This is a genomic window from Candidatus Spongiihabitans sp., assembly GCF_965237845.1.
In the GTDB taxonomy this organism is placed as follows: domain Bacteria; phylum Pseudomonadota; class Gammaproteobacteria; order Arenicellales; family Poriferihabitantaceae; genus Spongiihabitans.
In genome coordinates, this window is the sequence record NZ_OZ250154.1 from 2,069,449 (window position 1) to 2,083,501 (window position 14,053).

Here is a 14,053-nt window from a genome sequence, read left to right on the forward strand (position 1 = left end):
CAATTCGGCAAAGGCGCTGTCGAAATGATTGGCTCTTTGAATCCAGCGAATGTCTTCGCGCATCACAAATCTCCGTAAAATTCCTGATTTAATTTTTTGTCTTCTTTTTTGACCGCAAAATCTTTATCGTCTATTTCCGAAAGATTGACATAGAGTTGATTTTTGTTCAGCAGCCCCGCCAGCAGTTTTTTCTGTTTGTCCAATCCGTTTTCGGTTTTGCCGATCTCGATAAAATCATTGACCGCTTGTTTCGGCATTTCCGAATTCGCATACCAGTTCAGGAAGGAGTTTTCTGCAATATCTTTCCAGAGTTTGACAAGCGATTTGGATGATTTGGCGGCCTGGATTTTGTCCATATAGGTCTCGTTGTATTTCATCAGTTCACAGTAGATGAAGTCGCCGCCGCCTTGCCAGTTGACGGATTTGGAAATGCCGGATTGGTCATAACCCTCTAACTCCTCAATCAGTGTGCCTTCTGTTCGTTTCCCTATAACATTTTGAAGGCGGACTACACTGTCATTTTCTCCATAGTCAATCTGTTCAACTCCAATGTACTGCCTTTCCATTTTATGTGCAACAGCAGCAGTTGTGCCACTTCCCAAGTGAAAATCAAGCATTATATCTTTACCTTCTTTGGTAAACATTGAAATAAGCCTCGCCAAAAGTAACTCTGGCTTTTTCCCTGAGGGAAAACTTGTCCCGCCTTCATTCTGAGAATTGTTGAAATCTATATCATCCCAAAAATCACATAGCAATTTGCCAAAATCCTCTTCGTAATATTTCTCAAATCCAATATTATAAATGCTCCTGCTCAATGGAGAGAGTCTTCTTCCGTTATATGCAAATTCTCCTTTTTTATATTCAACTACTTTATCTTTGTTTCTTAAACTTAATTCTCTTGCTTCTGTTGGCAATTCTTTAGTCCCCTGAAATATCTTATCTCTATTCTCAAAAGAAAACTCTCTGAACCTATGGTTTTTGAGGGCATTTGAATCTAGCTCAAAATCCTTGCCGCAAATTTTATTGGATTTTATATATTTCTTAAGAGGGATTTTGGGTAGAGCCTCATCACCAATTTCAACAAAAGAATTAAAATGAGTATCCCATTCAAGCCTTGGCTGATATATAGGATTTATAGTTATGTCTTCTGATTTTCTATAAACAAGCATTGTTGATTTTGTTTTTATAATTGTTTTTGTTCTTGCAGATAACTTTAATCCACTCGGATGAGAATCCCTAATGGCAATATTGTTTACATAATTATTTTGACCGAATATTTCATCCAATAAAACTTTTAGATAACTATCTTCTATAAAATCACAATGGACCAGTATAACGCCATCATCTCTCAACAATTCCCTCGCCACTTCCAGCCGGTTCTTCATAAAAGTCAGCCAACTAGAGTGATTGAAATTATCGTTGTAACCAAAAGAATCGTTGCCCGTGTTATACGGCGGATCAATATAAATCAGTTTCACCTTACCCCGAAACTGCTTTTTCAAAATATGCAACGCCAACAGGTTATTCCCCTTGATAATCAGGTTTTCCCGGATTGTGCCGTTTTCATCCCGCGCAATTTTCGTAACCTTGCGCTCGCCGTCAACCGTGTAGCGTTTCCAGTTAGTCAGCACCTTCGGGTCAAACAGCCGGTCAATTTCATCCTGCGCCAGCGTTTCATTGAAAAAGATTTCTTTTCGCTTTTCCTCCTCTTTGGTCTGCCCGCCTTCCAGCACGCAATCCTTGTACGGCCAAACCAGCGACACCTCGCCCCGCTCGCGCAGAAACTTGCCGTCAATGTTCAAGCCGATTTTATTGCGAAAACGAGTATAGGAATTGGCAAGGAAGTTTTTATCGGACACATACTCGATAAAGGTATTGATATTGAAAATCCAATGACCCTCGATCTCATCAAAGAATGTCTTCTTTATCTGAGGCTTCCCCAACAGCAACTTCACCAGATCATGGTCAATCTTCCACGCCCGATCAATCACCGCCGCTCTGATCAGACCGCCATCACCGTCAACAAAACGGGCATCTGTTTTCAGCAAATCAACCAGTTTTTCATTAAAACTCTTTGTCATTTTCTTGTTTATCGTGCATTTGTCTTTCGCCCAAACATTGCCTGTCTATCGAATCCAAGATCAGGCCAGGAAACACCCGATTATGTCCACAGATAGCAAAGTATAACCCTGCTATCGGCAGCACCCGCCCATCAAAACGAAGAGTCCGGCTGTTCGAGAAAAGCCCGTTCTTCATCGCTTGAGTGATGCCGCAAAATCCGGTTGCGATGGGGGAAACGGCCGAAGCGCGCGATGATCCGGTAATGCTTGTCGGCAAACTCGCAGTAACCATTAAACAATTCGGCCTCGTCCGCGCCGACGCTTTGCGCCAATGCCTGATACAGGGCGACCGAGCGTTGCTGCTCGGCTAACTCTTCGCTGTGCTCGAACGGCAGGTAGGCGAACACCCGCTCGATGGGGCGTAGTTGCAACGCCGCGCCGCTGTCCACGCATTGTTTGGCAAAACCCAGGGCAACCGAATCAAAGGAAAATGCCTTTGGCGTATCGCGGTGCATGTTGCGGGGAAACTGGTCAGTGCAAATAATCAGCGCCAGCAAGCCGCGGCAAGATTCGGCCCAATGAGCAAGTTCGCCATTGGCCGCCGCTTCGCTGGTTGCGGCAAAACGGTCGATGATTTCCCGGTCAATCAGGTCGTTTTTGCTCCACCATAGCGGGGTCTTTTCAGCAGCCACCTCGATTGCGGTTTGGCCACGCCCGAACCAGAACTCCAGTACGCTCTCGATTTGTTCGCTCATGCTTTGCTTCTCTGGCTTTGCTTTTCTGTTTGAATCGCTTCATTATTTGTCAAGCGTTGCCGGTTTACAATACCACTCAGGCTTGCAACCTTGCCCTCAATGGCGGCAAGCACCCCGCGCAACATTTTTATCTCCTGCTCATAAGGATGCGCTCGATTGAATAACCGAACAAGTTTTCGTTGCAGTTTTGTCGATCGACCATCGCTGAACGCTATGAGCTTTAAAACTTGCTGCAGGTGAATGTAAAAATTTTGCATGTCTGTCACGTTAGCCATCGGCTCATTTGCAGGGTTTGGAGAAACACTTTCCTGGCCTAGCAAACTGCGTCTTAGTTCGTACAGCATTACCATTACCGCAGATGCAAGGTTCAGGGACGCAAATTTATCTTCCACCGGGATACGCACCAAATGATGACAACGCTCCAGTTGGTCATTGGTCAAGCCGCTGCTCTCGCTGCCAAACAGAATCCCGACCTGGGAATGTGCCGCATGTGCGGCGGCTTTTTCCATGGCTTGCCGTGGGTCGAGAGACGGCCACTCAATCGAGCGCAGCCTTGAAGTTGTTCCAAAAACCAACGTGCAGTTGGCGATTGCCTGGTCCAGATTATCAACAACCTGCGCATTATCCAGAATGCGGACCGCACCTGCGGCCCGTGCATTAGCGACCGGGCTGGGAAACGCTTTGGGATTAATCAGTGTTAACTGATTGACCCCCATGTTTGCCATGGCTCTGGCAGTCGCCCCTATATTTCCCGGATGGGTAGGTTCAATGAGCGCGACTCGGATATAATCAAGCTCTTTCAATTTATCAGGTCTTTCGATGGTCTTTCGATTTCGATGGCTAACAAAACATTGAGCGCGATTCTGCCTCATGTAATCCGTTAAAGGCAATCCGTTATAAGGAATGATTCCGTGAATAAATCCAGACAAGCCCAATGAACCCGATAGTTAATGTCGGGGTAAAAGCCGCACGGCGCGCAGGTCGTATCATCGTGCGCCATATCGACAGAATCGATCAGTTGTCGGTGCAGAAAAAAGGCAGAAATGATTTTGTCAGCGACGTGGATCGAATGGCCGAAGAAGATATCATCGATACGATTCACTACCTCTACCCCAATCACCGAATCATCGCCGAGGAAAGCGGCCAAACGCATTCTCCAGACTCCGAACATCAGGGCGAAGACGAATTTGAATGGATAATTGACCCCCTGGACGGCACCACAAACTACCTCCATGGCAACCCCAATTTTGCCGTTTCACTAGGAATACGTCACAAAGGCAGAATAGAGCACGGCATTATTTTTGATCCACTTCGGGATGAAATATACACGGCCTCGCGCGGCCAGGGCGCGCAATTGAACGACCGAAGAATACGGATAAGCGGTCGCGCCTCCATGCAGCAAAGTTTAATCTGTGCGGGTTATCCCAACATGGATGCGCATGATTTCGAGAGCGGGAATTTCGATAGCTGGTTGAAGTGTTTCAGACTTCTGATTCCCAAAGTAGCCAGTATTCGACATTCGGGATCTGCGGTTTTGGACCTGGCTTCTGTGGCTTGTGGCCGCACCGATGCTTTTTGGCAGCCTGGCTTAAAAATCTGGGATATCGCTGCCGGAAGCCTGCTGGTACGGGAGGCCAAAGGTCTGGTCGCAGACTTTGACGGCAACCAGGATTTCCTCGAAAACGGTAACATCCTGGCTGCCAATCAGGGCATTTTTAATGAACTGTTGGCATTGGTAAAATCAAAACTCAGCACTAAAACGTAGCTCTTTTTATAAAACACCCCTGTTATGAATAAGCCGTTGTCATCGGTTAAAACCGTTCAAAGCGGGCGCAATACCGCATCGCACACACCAATGATGGAACAGTATCTGGGTATCAAAGCAGAATACCCAGACATGTTATTGCTTTACCGGATGGGGGATTTCTATGAGTTGTTCTACGACGATGCGAAAAAAGCGGCGAAACTTTTAGATATCACCTTAACAGCTCGGGGCAAATCCACCGGCAGCCCGATTCCGATGGCCGGGGTACCATTTCACAGCGTCGATCAATATCTGGCAAAACTGGTTAAACAGCAAATCTCGGTCGCCATTTGTGAGCAAATCGGCGACCCCAGCACTTCCACAGGGCCGGTGGAGCGAAAAGTAGTGCGGGTAATCACGCCAGGAACATTAACCGAGGAAAACCTGCTCGCCGATCGGCAGGAAAATATCACGGCGGCATTGTTTGACAGCGATGGAAAAATTGGCGTGGCCACCCTGGAAATTTCCAGCGGTCGTTTCAACGGATTTGAAGTTGAGAATCTGGAACGACTGTCAAGCGAAATACTGCGCTTGAACGCCGCGGAAATTCTGGTCGCGCACAGTCAATCAAGTGGGCAATCAAGCGGGCAATCAGGCGGTCAATTGGGCGTATTCGACAAGAATCGGGAAACCGAAATCCCGGATTGGTATTTCGATGAACCGCGCTGCCATCAGGTATTATGCGAAACATTTGCTTCACAAAGCCTGGCCGCATTCGGCAGCGCAGATTTTCCCATTGCCACTCGCGCTGCCGGCGCGCTGATACGGTACATTCAAGATTTACACGGCGATGCCACACCCCATATCAAAGGCATCCACTATGAGCAACAAAACAGCGCCGTTATCATCGATGCGGTGAGTCGCAAAAACCTGGAAATTGACACCGCCCAGGACGGCAAACAGGGACTTTCCCTGGTTAAACTGTTCGACCACTGCGATACGCCCATGGGCGCGAGGATGTTACGCAGATGGTTCAATGGCCCTACTCGAAACCGCCGCGAGCTGGCACAGCGCCATGATGCGATAGACTGGCTATTACAAGATCAACGATATAGCGATCTGAAACCATTATTAAAACAAATCGGCGACATGGAGCGAATTCTCGCCAGAGTGGCCATGAAAACCGCACGCCCTCACGACCTGGTGCGACTTAAAAATGCCTTGGGCATATTGCCGGAAATAAATTCACTTATCGAATCCAGCTCATTAGAACTGATTCATTCACTGCAGCCTGCACTCACCGCTAAACCTGAATTCCGGACGTTATTAGAACGCGCGATAAAGGATGAGCCGCCCAGTGTTATCAGAGATGGCGGCGTATTGCGAGATGAATACGATCAGCAACTCGGCGAACTTCGTCATCTGCAACGAGACTCCGGGGATTTTCTGATCGAACTCGAAACCCGGGAAAAAGCGCGAACCGGCATAGGCACTCTTCGCATCAGATATAACCGAGTGCATGGCTACTATATTGAATTGCCCCGCTCCAAGTCGGATCAGGCGCCTGAACAATATATACGTCGCCAAACAATCAAGAATGCCGAGCGGTTTGTCACCGAAGAATTAAAAGTGTTTGAAGATAAGATTCTGAGCGCGAAAAGCAAGGCGCTGGCACGCGAGAAGTGGCTTTACCATGACCTGCTTGAGACATTAATTCCCCAAGTGGCGGATTTATTGCAGTGCGCGAATAGTCTGGCAATCCTCGATTGCCTGAACAACTATGCTGAACGCGCCCTGGCATTAAAGTTAAGCCGCCCAAATTTAGTCGAACATTCGGTTTTAGTCATATCTGAAGGTCGGCACCCGGTTGTCGAGCAGATGCTGGAAGGCAGTTTCATCGCCAATTCGGTGAGCCTGAATCAAAAATCAAAAATGCAAATAATCACCGGCCCGAATATGGGCGGCAAGAGCACTTATATGCGTCAAGTGGCGATTATTACCTTGCTCGCCCATACCGGTTCTTTCATACCCGCAAAATCCGCGGAAATCGGTCCCATTGACCGCATTTACACCCGAATTGGCGCTGCGGATGATCTGGCCGGGGGTCGGTCCACATTTATGGTGGAAATGACTGAAATGGCGCATATCCTCCGAAATGCAACGGAAATCAGCCTGGTTCTGGTAGATGAAATGGGCCGGGGAACCAGCACCTTTGATGGCCTGGCATTGGCTTGGGCATGTGCAAAGGATTTGGCAAATCGGGTAAAGGCATTTGCTTTATTTTCTACGCACTACTTTGAACTTACCGCGCTTGCCGATCAACTCGAATCAGTGAGCAATGTCCACCTTGATGCGGTTGAGCATGGCAACGACATCGTATTTTTGTATAGCGTGAAGCGCGGCCCAGCCAGTCAGAGCTATGGTCTTCAAGTCGCCCGGCTTGCCGGCGTGCCCGATGAAGTGATAGAAGATTCACGGGAGAAACTGCGTGGACTGGAAGATCAATACGTCGGCAGCATTGATAATGCCAAACAATCAGCCGCTCCCCAATCCAGTTTATTTCCCGCGACCGGAGCGGGAGAACAAGCGGTAATCGCCAAACTTAAAGGCATCGTGGCCGATCAAACCTCACCTCGAGAAGCACTGAATATTCTGTATGAGCTTAATAAATTGCTTGAATAAAGAAAAGAGGACATTTGAGCTTTGGGTTGACATTGTTTTAGGGTCATAGGAAGTTAAGACGTTAAATTGGCTGCTCACGAAGCAGTTTGAGTATGACATGATAAAGACTGTCTCGATGATGATTAAAACGAAATTCAGTTTCTTTGAGATGGCAATAAAACATATGTTTGTGAATCCCTTTCGACCTGCTCAATCGCAATTTGGCGTAAGCCCAAAAGGACTCAATGCCATTAATATGAGAGCGCTCATTGGCAAATTCATTGCGGCCATGCTCAACCCGAAAATGCTTCGCATAACCAATATCAACCAGACCATGGTAGCCCAACCATCGGAATGAATCACGCTATTCAGATCAACCTTGCCGCGGATAACCGCCTGGAGCGTGGGTTTTCGTGCATTTGGCACTATCTCCGTGTAAACCCAGCCATTGCGTTTGAACAAACCAAACACGACGGTTTTGCCGCCAGCACCTCGCCTGCGCTTGCCACGAATACGCTTGGGTCCAAAATACGACTCATCCACTTCCATATGACCTGCCAAGTTGGCATGTTGTTCACATTCTTGCGCCAAACGGTGGCGCAATGTTATGTAGATCGAGTTGATCGAGCGGATGCAAACAGCGGTCAACCGGGCGGTATCCGACGCCGAGAAATCCATCGCAAAATAGCGAATAATTCGGCGAAAAGTCTTCTCTGCGATTCGGGAACGGCGATAATACCTGTTTTTGGTAGTCATTTCAGAAGGTTAGCACACATCCGGTGATGCTTAACTTCCTATGACCCTAGGTTATTTGGACAGCAAAAAAATGCTTGACCAAATAGTCATAACAAGTATTATAACTGTGTAGCACTCTGTGTTGTCGGAATATCCGATATCAATATGCTACTGCAAATCAAACAAAACTCATAAGGCAGACAATCAATGAGTGATTCGATTTCAAAAGTTAAAAAATATATTTTGGATAAAAATTCCAGTTTGACTGACACTACGTTTTTAGAAACTACGGATATAATAGAGAATCGTCTTATTGATTCCCTCCAATTTGTTGAATTTATACTATTCGTCGAAGAAATAATCGGTAGAAAAATTGATATCGAGAGTATTAATATCGACGATTTTCGTACTCTCAAAAGCATAAACCAATTCATCGATAATTCTCGGGATGATACTGGATAATGATATCTGATACGGGTTACACGCGGTTTGCGGAAGACTTCGAGACAGGAAAGATTTACCATCTCGGATCTCATACCATAACAGCTGATGAAATTGTCAGCTTTGCGCGAAAATATGATCCTCAAGACTATCACTTGAGTGAAGAGGCTGGACAACTGTCGTTTTTTAATGGACTTGTTGCTAGCGGCTGGAATACGGCTTGCATATGGATGAGTCTTTATGTCACGAAACTACTTAAAAATGCCGCGGTTGAAGGATCTCCGGGGGTTGACGAGCTTAGATGGTTGTCCCCTGTTCGACCAGGGGATGTATTAAATGGACAAGTCGAAATCTTGAATAAAATCCCGTCTTTAGCTCAACCCGACATTATGACAATTCGTAAAAAAGGCATATTGATTCGAAGCAATGAAGTCAAGCCGGTTTGCACTTTGGTTTTGAACTGTCGTTTTAAGAAGCACCCATAATACTATTAACACAAAACAAGAGGCAAAGGGAAAATTATGAAAGCAATCTCTTTAACTGCACAATGGACGGCTGCTATTCGTGCACTTGAATCAGAGTATGGTGAAGATAGGTTGTTTGAAGATAGTCTAGCGCGTAAGCTCGCCGAACCAGATGGATTTCGGTTGCTGGATTAATATAAGGGAGCGGGCGTCCGTGAATTTGTTTCGATACGCACACGTTTCTTCGACGATGAAATATCCGATGTGATGCTAGAAACTTCTATACGACAGGTAGTTATTGTCGCAGCAGGTATGGATACAAGAGCATTTCGACTCTCATGGCCTGATGGAATAATTATTTACGAACTTGACCACTAAGGACTTATTTGAAGAAAAAAATAAACGTTTATTAGAACTTCAAGCTCAACCTAGTTGCTGTCGTATTGAGGTGGCAGTAGACTTTGATCAGCATTGGCTAGGTGACTTGAAAAGATCTGGATTTGACGCTAGCGCCAATACACTATGGATAGTGGAGGGACTTTTGTTTTTCCTAAAAACTGAGCAAGTCGATAATCTTTTGAAAACACTTAAAGAAGCATCGTCTCGGGGTAGCCGTTTTGTGACCGATATGCCGAGTAAGTCTCTTTTAAATGCTCCGACTAGTTTAATTTTCCTTTCAAAATTGCGCAATGACGGATATCCTTGGCAGTTCGGTAGCGATAACCCGGAAGGGTTTTTACAGATGAATGGATGGAAAGTTACTAAAATTAAAGAACCTGGTGAAAAAGGCGTTGGTGAAAAACGTTGGCCATATACCGTACAAGATCGTTCTATTATAGGAGTTTCACGTAATTGGCTGATCTGTGCATCTCTTGATAGCTGATTAGGTTATTAACTTAAAAGTGTGTAGTAAACTAATTTTATGAGGTCGCTTCAATGGAAATTGAAAATGGTTGGTGTTTAGTAAAAACCGAGCTAGGAGAATTGCTGGATAAAATTTTCCTTCAGAAAACCACCGACTCCAAATACGAATTTGACAGTATATTGTCGGTAGAGGAAATGACTCAGATCGGATATATAAGAAATTTTCCGCACCTGACTTGTATAACTTGCTTGATTTCGGAGAATGATCAAAAACGATTATCCAATGGTGAAATGATATTGGATCAATCTTTCCGACCCCAAGGAATAAATTTTTCACTTTTGCCAGCAGCGTGTTACAAGGTTTATCTGAATATGCAAAATATTGAGATCGAGGAGAAAAAGATAATCGGGTGCGAAGCACGTTGCTTTCGACAAGAAGACAAGCCGCTTGATGCATTTCGCGATAGGAATTTTACAATGAAAGAATTTGTCTGTGTAGGTAACGAAGCAGACTCTCAATCTCACCTCGATTTTGGTGTAGATCAAATATCAATGTTGCTTTGTGCTCTAAATATTCCATTCAACATGGTAGAAGCTTCAGATCAATTTTTTGATACCACGAGTTCTCCTGCCATACTTTTCAAGACTACATCCAGTAAAACAAGAATTTTTGTTTCAAGGCCATGCTATAGCATCTATTAATTTTCATAGAAATTACTTTGGAGATAAATTTAGCATTTCATATTCTGGTGTATCGGCGAACACGAGTTGCATTGCTTTTGGTATGGAGAGATGGATTGCCATGTACTCAGATGTATTTGGTGATTCCCAGACTGCACTTGCTACACAACGAAAAGTAAAAACTCTTTTTAATTGAAAAATTGAGTATTGGCATGAAAATAGATCACGATAAAATAAATCGTCTTATACAGTTATCCAGATCTCAAACCTACGACCCATACACACGGTTCAGTTGGCCTAAAGATATTCCTCTTGATTGTTTGTGGTGTGATGAAGATCTGCTGACAACTTATGGAACAGAAATTCATAAAAATTTAACCGAAGAACAACTATTTTTGTTAAGCAAGTGGGAAACGATTCACTTTTTTAGCCTAAATGTCCATGGAATAAAATCCGTACTTGAATTTGTATGTCGGTGTTTTTACAACAAACGGTACACTCAAATTTCTGAGTATCTTCATATTTTTTTAGCAGAAGAAAATTCGCACATGTGGTTTTTCGCACGATTTTGTCATCTATATGGAAGAAAGCTATATCCTACATTACAAATCAGAACGCCCAGCACAAGTGATGACATAGAAAATGATTTGTATTCTTTTGCAAGCGCTCTTATCTTCGAAGAATTTGTAGATTACTATAACCAAAAAGTGGGGAGGAATAAAGAAGTACCAGACATTGTGCGAGAAATTAATTACCAACACCATGTAGATGAGTCACGACATGTTGCGTTCGGACGTGAAATCATTAGAAAATTACATAGCGAAATCCTAAGTAATGGTGCTGATGAAGAACAACAAATGAGAATCAGTTTATACTTCAAAAAATTGATTATTCACTTCACTGGTCTTATGTACAATCCGCTCGTTTATGCAGATACCGGTATTGTAGAAACAACCCACTTTAGAAACTCGGCTGCTTTCAGAAATTTTATCAGAAATTCCCCCGACCGTGATATATTTCATCATGCTTGGTTCACAAGGACAGTGGAATTTTTCCGCAAATGTGGAATTGTTAATGATGCCTCTTTTTTTCACACATAGTAAGAGGTGGTTGGTATGCATGCTTGGATTATTGTCCTGACACTTGCGCTTGGGACGGCGGTTAGCAACGGTTTTGCGCGCTTTAGCTATGGCTTGATTTTGCCCGCCATGCAAACGGACCTTGGTTGGAGTTACACCATGGCCGGTTGGATTAACACAGCCAATGCGGCCGGCTATCTGATCGGTGCTTTGATGGCTTTGTACTGCAGTAATTCACTTGGACCGCTTCGCCTGTTTCGCTATGGAATGATAATCACTACAGTGGCTCTGTTACTTTCCGGCTTCACTGCTGACTTCTCATCCCTCATCGGTTTACGCCTGCTCGCTGGCATTGGAGGGGCGCCGGTTTTCATCTCCGGTGGTGTCATGGTGGCAACTCTGTTTGCTTCCGATTCATCGAAAAATGCATTGGCTATAGCGTTATATTTCGGTGGCAGTGGGTTTGGCATACTGATTACCGCTTTTTTGATTCCGCCAATTATGGAAATCTGGAATGCCGGCGCATGGCCTCATGCGTGGAAAGTACTGGGCGGATTATGCATCGTTTCGCTTGCACCCGCGTGGTGGGGTACGAAACAATTGAGTAATGCGTCCAGGGCCGACGGTGACAAGTTTTCTTTTCCGCCCTGGCGCAAATTAATCCCGTCTTTGGGCGGTTACTTTCTTTTTGCCGTCGGCTACATCGTGTATATGACCTTTGTAGTTGCGTGGATGCACGAAAACGGTGTCGGCGTGTGGGCGGTAGCGATAACCTGGGGTACTCTCGGCTTTGCTGTCATGCTGTCGTCGTTCGTTTGGCGGCGCGTTCTGGCGGCCCACAGCAATGGCTTCCCCTTGGGGCTATCCTCAATCATGACAGGATTCGCGGTTGTATTACCTTTCGCACTTGCTGGCTGGAGCGGCTTGTTGGTTTCGGCGTTCCTCTTTGGACTTTCATTTTTTATTGCACCCACCGCAGTAACCACATTCACTAAAAAAAACATACCACGCACACAGTGGAGTGCCACGGTTGCCCTCTACACTACTGTATTTGCCATCGGACAAACCTTGGGGCCGATTGGTGCCGGCTGGGTCGCCGATGTCAGCGGCAACCTTTCCACAAGTTTGTGGGTGAGTGCGTTAGTGTTGTTTGTCGGCGGTGTTCTTGCTTTTTTCCAGCAATCAATCTTTATTGCGACCCAGCCACGAAACGAAAAATACGTATAAACAAGCATTATGCTGATGAGCATAAGTGCCGTGTTGTTTTTTTCTCGGTACTGTTGGTTTGGAGTCCGGGTCCGGTGGACATCATAATGTCTGAATGCCCTAAAACAAATCCCCGATCAAAGATCGGGGATTGTGGATATAAATGCCTAGCAGTGTCCTACTTTCACATGGGGAGACCCCACACTATCATCGGCGCAAAGCGTTTTCACTTCTGACCATTTTTCTAAACCGCTAACGATAGTCCGAATATTCAGCCCAGATTATTTTTTACACATTCAACCAACAACCAAGTTAAATTTGAAGAACAATTATCGTGATACATTTAATTCTTTCAACCAAGATAGGCTTGAACAAGAACTCCCATTTCCGTGAACATGAACATTTTATTGTTAACAAAGTTATTGTTAATGGAAAGGATCAGAGATCCCGGGTGGTATTTTTCTGCAATTATTTATCCATTAGTTATTGTGACATCGATTTACTTGCAAAGCCCAAGCGGATTATCTGTTTTAGCACTCACTGGATTTGTTTCGTTCGTTGCTTTTATAAACGGTGTGTCTGGAACGGGCACTTACCTGCTGGGTCGGAGAGAAGCCGGTTTTTTAAATGCATTTGTTACCAATAGTATCGCTCAAATCCGTTATGTCACGGCGCAACTAATATCTGGATTTATATTTGGTGCAGTGCTAACAATTATCTACTGCTTGATCCTTGCGATGCCCTATAAAATAGAGTTTCAACAATTGATAATATAGATAATTCGCTCAACTATTATGATTGGAATTGCAAGCATGTTGGGATGCGCTCTGAATTTATTACCGTATAAATTTGAAATTGTTCTGGGAGTTTTGAATCTCTTATTTATAATTTGGGTCTTGACTAGTTAAGACCCTAAATCAATAAATTGCTTGGGCAAAAAACCTGCAAAAAAATAGCGCGCGCCACTGTACCTGTCCTCGAATAATACATACAATATCTCACCTTTTTAGATTGATACTGGAGCTTTTCGAAGATGACTTATGTGGTGGTCGAATCGTGCATTCGCTGCAAACTGACCGACTGCGTCGAGGTATGCCCGGTTGATTGTTTCCATGAGGGACCGAACTTTTTGGTTATCGACCCCGAAGAATGTATCGATTGCAGTTTGTGCGAGCCGGAATGCCCGGTTAATGCAATTTATTCAGAAGATGAAGTTCCGGAAGATCAAAAGCATTTTCTGGAATTGAACGCCGAGTTAAGTGAAACCTGGCCGGTAATCGCTGAAATGAAACCGCACCCTGAAGATTGGGAAGAATGGAAAGATATCAAGGATAAATTACAGCACTTGAAACGGTAACCGTCA

Annotated in this window: 15 protein-coding genes and 1 pseudogene; 12 read left to right on the forward strand and 4 right to left on the reverse strand. The window is 44.7% G+C overall.

Annotated features, from left to right (window positions below):
- Positions 1–62: 62 nt before the first annotated feature.
- The 3 genes from ACPXXB_RS09880 to ACPXXB_RS09890 form a co-directional block, all read right to left on the reverse strand.
- Positions 63–2,081 (reverse strand): DNA methyltransferase, encoded by a 2,019-nt coding sequence (locus ACPXXB_RS09880; RefSeq protein ID WP_423907060.1) that lies wholly within the window; start codon positions 2,079–2,081, stop codon positions 63–65.
- A 131-nt stretch (positions 2,082–2,212) separates the two neighbouring features.
- The gene (locus ACPXXB_RS09885; RefSeq protein WP_423907061.1) at positions 2,213–2,815 is read right to left on the reverse strand and encodes a DUF924 family protein; all 603 of its coding nucleotides are present in this window, start codon (positions 2,813–2,815) and stop codon (positions 2,213–2,215) included.
- The gene (locus ACPXXB_RS09890) at positions 2,812–3,618 is read right to left on the reverse strand and encodes an RNA methyltransferase (RefSeq protein ID WP_423907063.1); all 807 of its coding nucleotides are present in this window, start codon (positions 3,616–3,618) and stop codon (positions 2,812–2,814) included. The genes ACPXXB_RS09885 and ACPXXB_RS09890 overlap by 4 nt, the downstream gene beginning before the upstream one ends.
- 131 nt (positions 3,619–3,749) lie before the next feature.
- Here ACPXXB_RS09890 and ACPXXB_RS09895 point away from each other — a divergent pair, with 131 nt between their 5' ends.
- Together ACPXXB_RS09895 and mutS are read left to right on the forward strand one after the other, a co-directional pair.
- A complete protein-coding gene (locus tag ACPXXB_RS09895; RefSeq protein WP_423907065.1) occupies positions 3,750–4,580 on the forward strand; it encodes an inositol monophosphatase family protein in 831 nt (276 codons plus the stop codon).
- A gap of 24 nt (positions 4,581–4,604) precedes the next feature.
- Positions 4,605–7,241: a DNA mismatch repair protein MutS gene (gene mutS, locus ACPXXB_RS09900; protein ID WP_423907067.1), complete on the forward strand. Its 2,637-nt coding sequence runs from the start codon at positions 4,605–4,607 to the stop codon at positions 7,239–7,241.
- Between the two features lie 61 nt (positions 7,242–7,302).
- On the opposite strand, the pseudogene ACPXXB_RS09905 reads toward mutS, so the two are convergent.
- Positions 7,303–7,976 (reverse strand): annotated as a pseudogene (locus ACPXXB_RS09905) (IS1595 family transposase).
- Between the two features lie 186 nt (positions 7,977–8,162).
- Between ACPXXB_RS09905 and ACPXXB_RS09910 the strand changes: the two are divergent.
- From ACPXXB_RS09910 to fdxA, 10 genes are all read left to right on the forward strand, one after another.
- The gene (locus tag ACPXXB_RS09910; protein ID WP_423907069.1) at positions 8,163–8,417 is read left to right on the forward strand and encodes an acyl carrier protein; all 255 of its coding nucleotides are present in this window, start codon (positions 8,163–8,165) and stop codon (positions 8,415–8,417) included.
- Complete coding sequence (locus tag ACPXXB_RS09915) at positions 8,417–8,881, forward strand: MaoC/PaaZ C-terminal domain-containing protein (protein WP_423907071.1); 465 nt, start codon at positions 8,417–8,419, stop codon at positions 8,879–8,881. The genes ACPXXB_RS09910 and ACPXXB_RS09915 overlap by 1 nt, the downstream gene beginning before the upstream one ends.
- 36 nt (positions 8,882–8,917) lie before the next feature.
- Entirely contained in the window at positions 8,918–9,055 is a 138-nt protein-coding gene (locus ACPXXB_RS09920) for a hypothetical protein (protein WP_423907072.1), read from the forward strand.
- Between the two features lie 69 nt (positions 9,056–9,124).
- Positions 9,125–9,238 (forward strand): class I SAM-dependent methyltransferase, encoded by a 114-nt coding sequence (locus ACPXXB_RS09925; protein ID WP_423907073.1) that lies wholly within the window; start codon positions 9,125–9,127, stop codon positions 9,236–9,238.
- Positions 9,228–9,743: an SAM-dependent methyltransferase gene (locus tag ACPXXB_RS09930; protein ID WP_423907075.1), complete on the forward strand. Its 516-nt coding sequence runs from the start codon at positions 9,228–9,230 to the stop codon at positions 9,741–9,743. The genes ACPXXB_RS09925 and ACPXXB_RS09930 overlap by 11 nt, the downstream gene beginning before the upstream one ends.
- A gap of 53 nt (positions 9,744–9,796) precedes the next feature.
- A complete protein-coding gene (locus ACPXXB_RS09935; protein WP_423907076.1) occupies positions 9,797–10,426 on the forward strand; it encodes a hypothetical protein in 630 nt (209 codons plus the stop codon).
- Between the two features lie 191 nt (positions 10,427–10,617).
- On the forward strand, positions 10,618–11,505 hold the full coding sequence (locus ACPXXB_RS09940; protein ID WP_423907077.1) for a diiron oxygenase: 888 nt from the start codon (positions 10,618–10,620) through the stop codon (positions 11,503–11,505).
- A gap of 15 nt (positions 11,506–11,520) precedes the next feature.
- A complete protein-coding gene (locus tag ACPXXB_RS09945; protein ID WP_423907079.1) occupies positions 11,521–12,711 on the forward strand; it encodes a YbfB/YjiJ family MFS transporter in 1,191 nt (396 codons plus the stop codon).
- A 374-nt stretch (positions 12,712–13,085) separates the two neighbouring features.
- Complete coding sequence (locus ACPXXB_RS09950) at positions 13,086–13,466, forward strand: hypothetical protein (protein ID WP_423907081.1); 381 nt, start codon at positions 13,086–13,088, stop codon at positions 13,464–13,466.
- Positions 13,467–13,723: 257 nt separating this feature from the next.
- Positions 13,724–14,047, forward strand: coding sequence for a ferredoxin FdxA (fdxA, locus tag ACPXXB_RS09955; protein WP_423907082.1), 324 nt, complete (start codon positions 13,724–13,726; stop codon positions 14,045–14,047).
- The last annotated feature ends 6 nt before the right edge of the window (positions 14,048–14,053 follow it).

Bases quoted from the DNA above. Each gene is read 5' to 3' on its own strand.
- ACPXXB_RS09950 (WP_423907081.1), top strand. From the start codon at position 13,086: ATGAACATTTTATTGTTAACAAAGTTATTGTTAATGGAAAGGATCAGA.
- ACPXXB_RS09885 (WP_423907061.1), bottom strand. From the start codon at position 2,815: ATGAGCGAACAAATCGAGAGCGTACTGGAGTTCTGGTTCGGGCGTGGC.
- ACPXXB_RS09895 (WP_423907065.1), top strand. From the start codon at position 3,750: ATGAACCCGATAGTTAATGTCGGGGTAAAAGCCGCACGGCGCGCAGGT.
- ACPXXB_RS09910 (WP_423907069.1), top strand. From the start codon at position 8,163: ATGAGTGATTCGATTTCAAAAGTTAAAAAATATATTTTGGATAAAAAT.
- mutS (WP_423907067.1), top strand. From the start codon at position 4,605: ATGAATAAGCCGTTGTCATCGGTTAAAACCGTTCAAAGCGGGCGCAAT.
- ACPXXB_RS09880 (WP_423907060.1), bottom strand. From the start codon at position 2,081: ATGACAAAGAGTTTTAATGAAAAACTGGTTGATTTGCTGAAAACAGAT.
- ACPXXB_RS09945 (WP_423907079.1), top strand. From the start codon at position 11,521: ATGCATGCTTGGATTATTGTCCTGACACTTGCGCTTGGGACGGCGGTT.
- fdxA (WP_423907082.1), top strand. From the start codon at position 13,724: ATGACTTATGTGGTGGTCGAATCGTGCATTCGCTGCAAACTGACCGAC.
- ACPXXB_RS09935 (WP_423907076.1), top strand. From the start codon at position 9,797: ATGGAAATTGAAAATGGTTGGTGTTTAGTAAAAACCGAGCTAGGAGAA.
- ACPXXB_RS09920 (WP_423907072.1), top strand. From the start codon at position 8,918: ATGAAAGCAATCTCTTTAACTGCACAATGGACGGCTGCTATTCGTGCA.
- ACPXXB_RS09940 (WP_423907077.1), top strand. From the start codon at position 10,618: ATGAAAATAGATCACGATAAAATAAATCGTCTTATACAGTTATCCAGA.
- ACPXXB_RS09915 (WP_423907071.1), top strand. From the start codon at position 8,417: ATGATATCTGATACGGGTTACACGCGGTTTGCGGAAGACTTCGAGACA.